4 protein-coding genes are annotated in these 2437 nt (G+C 66.9%); 3 read left to right on the top strand and 1 reads right to left on the bottom strand.

The window, feature by feature from the left end; translation table 11 throughout:
- Positions 1–245: 245 nt before the first annotated feature.
- Both RTN46_RS14065 and RTN46_RS14060 read left to right on the top strand, forming a co-directional pair.
- Positions 246–743: a DUF2975 domain-containing protein gene (locus RTN46_RS14065; protein WP_312182295.1), complete on the top strand. Its 498-nt coding sequence runs from the start codon at positions 246–248 to the stop codon at positions 741–743.
- Positions 743–1000, top strand: a complete 258-nt coding sequence (locus tag RTN46_RS14060; RefSeq protein WP_312182294.1) for a helix-turn-helix transcriptional regulator — start codon at positions 743–745, stop codon at positions 998–1000. The genes RTN46_RS14065 and RTN46_RS14060 overlap by 1 nt, the downstream gene beginning before the upstream one ends.
- A 6-nt stretch (positions 1001–1006) precedes the next feature.
- On the opposite strand, the gene RTN46_RS14055 is transcribed toward RTN46_RS14060, so the two are convergent.
- The gene (locus tag RTN46_RS14055; RefSeq protein ID WP_312182293.1) at positions 1007–1933 is read right to left on the bottom strand and encodes a DMT family transporter; all 927 of its coding nucleotides are present in this window, start codon (positions 1931–1933) and stop codon (positions 1007–1009) included.
- Positions 1934–2028: 95 nt separating this feature from the next.
- Here RTN46_RS14055 and RTN46_RS14050 point away from each other — a divergent pair.
- Positions 2029–2437: GntR family transcriptional regulator (locus RTN46_RS14050; protein ID WP_312182292.1), on the top strand; the 409-nt coding region annotated here is incomplete at its 3' end.

Here is a 2437-nt window from a genome sequence, read left to right as displayed (position 1 = left end):
GGGAGGGGTTTTCTCATGCCGCGATTAAGGCCCGCTGCACGCTTGCGTCACGCGTTCCCGCTCTAGGTAGCCTCCTGTGGCAAATGAGGTCACACCAGTCACTTCAGGCAGCAAACAGTGGGAACCCGTGCTCAACGCCCGTGAGTACCGCCTGTGTTCAGGCGGTCGGACGCAAGGGCCGTAGCTTGACGATCTATCGATTACCGATAGATACTGAAGGCACGCACCCGGCAGAGGAGACCGCCATGGGAAAACCGACCATCCTTGTCCTGCGCATCCTGATGGCTGCAGTGCTGGCAGGAACCTTGTTCGTCCAGGCCGTGATGGTACCGCTGCTGGGTGTTGACCTCAGTGAGGCGGGTCCGGGCCTTGCCGCCATCCGCGTGCCGGTGCTCGTCGTTGTGCTCCTGGGGATCCTGACTTTCCAGGTCACCCTCATCGGCGTCTGGAGGCTCCTCACGATGGTCCGGAAGGGGACAGTGTTCTCGGCAGGGGCTTTCCGCTGGGTGGACATCATCATCGGTGCGGTCGCTGCTGCTGCTGTCCTGATGGTTGCGCTGGGGTTCCTCCTGGCTCCCGGGGAGGCCGTGGCTCCCGGAATCGTCCTGCTGGTTGGCGGGATAGCGGTGGCGATCGCCGGCGTCGCACTCGTCGTCGTCGTGATGCGTGCCCTGCTCGCACAAGCGGTAGCCACCGATGCTGCGGCAAAGGACCTGCGCAGCCAGCTCGACGAGGTGATCTAGTGCCGATCATTGTGGACATCGATGTGATGCTCGCCCGCCGCAAGATGCCCGTCGGTGTCCTGGCCGAGCGGATCGGGATCACTCCAGCCAACCTCGCCGTGCTTAAGAACGGGCGGGCCAAGGCGGTCCGGTTCACCACCCTGGCCGCGTTGTGCGAGGTGCTGGACTGCCAGCCCGGAGACCTGTTGCACTGGGTTCCGGACGAGGGCGAGGAAGCGCACGACGCCGGGGCTGCCGCCGGCATCACCGCCACTTAGACCGGCTTACTGAGGCGCTGCCGCCCGCCGGGAAACCCGGCTGCGGACGGCAGCCGCGGCGCACCCCACGATCACCACCGCTCCCAGCCCGTTCGCCAGTGTGAAGTCCTCGCCGAGTAGGAGGGCGGCCCAAGCCAGGGTGAGGAAGGGCTGCACCAGTTGGATCTGGGAAATCGCGGAAATGGGTCCGATACCCAATCCGCGGTACCAGGCGAAAAAGCCCAGGAACATACTGATGACGGCCAGGTATCCGAACGCCAGCCACGCTGCAGGGGAGGCCTCAGGGACTCCGGCGGACAGCCCCATGCCCGTGGGAATCAGCATGGCCGGAAGTGCCAGCACCAGGGCCCAGCAGATGGTCTGCCACGCCCCGAGCTCCCTGGCCAGCAGGCCGCCTTCGGCATAACCGAAGGCGGCAAGGACGACGGCGCCGAGCAGAAGAAGGTCGCCCGCGCCCAGCCCGCTGAATCCTCCGGCATCGAGCAGGACAAACCCCACGGCAGCACAGGCGCCGGCCAAGGAGGCGGCCCAGAACCGCACGGATGGGCGCTCCCCGGCGCGGAGCACGGCGGCAACTGCGGTGGCAGCGGGAAGCAGGCCAATTACCACCGCCCCGTGGGAGGCCGGGACGGACTGCAGGGCGAAGGAGGTTAGCAGCGGAAACCCCGCGACCACCCCCGCCGCGACGATGCTCAGGCGCCACCACTGTGCCGCTTTGGGGAGGCGGGAGCGGGTCAGGGCAAGCACCGCTGCCGCGAGGACTGCGGCTACGACCGCCCGTCCGCCGCCGACCAGCCACGGGTCCAGGTCCTCCACCGCAACACGGGTGAACGGCAGCGTAAAGGAGAAGGCCAGAACGCCAAGGAAGCCAAAAAGCGGCCCCTGGGGAATACTGCCGCCCGGCCGGGTTCTGCGCCTGGATAGCGGTGGCAAAAGAAGTGGAGTAGCGCTATTGTTAGTCTTCACTATTTAGAGTAGCAATATGCGGGTCTGGTGAAAATACCCACCCGAACAAAAGGCGGTAGACCGTGGAAGTGGATGCAGGGCCGAAGTCTCCGGCTGGGCTGGAGGCCGAGCTGCGCCTGTTCGCCGGTTCGCACCCCGCGGGCAGCAGGCTGCCTACAACGCGTGAACTCGTCACGCGTCACTCCGTCAGCCCGGTGACCGTCCAGCGCGTGATCCGGAAGCTGGCTTCCGAGGGCAGGGTGGAAACACGGCCCGGAGCGGGTAACTTCGTGGCCCGCCGCACCGCGGTGCGGCACGCCGATTTTTCCTGGCAGACGACGGCGCTGGGGCCTGCCCGCATGCCGCCCAATCCCGTCGGTGCCACCATGCAGGAGACGCCTGCCGGTGCCATTGCCCTGCACAGCGGCTATCCGATGGAAGAGCTGCTGCCGGCACGGCTGGTCCGCGCAGCCGTGGGCCGGGCCGCCCGCG

Origin of the sequence: Arthrobacter sp., from assembly GCF_031988865.1 — a bacterium.
Classification (GTDB): domain Bacteria; phylum Actinomycetota; class Actinomycetes; order Actinomycetales; family Micrococcaceae; genus Arthrobacter_B.
The sequence above is the reverse complement of the archived record's forward strand: the minus strand, read 5'-3'. Positions and strand labels throughout refer to the sequence as shown.

Excerpts from the sequence above, each read along its gene's own strand:
- RTN46_RS14065 (WP_312182295.1), top strand. The coding sequence starts at position 246 with ATGGGAAAACCGACCATCCTTGTCCTGCGCATCCTGATGGCTGCAGTG.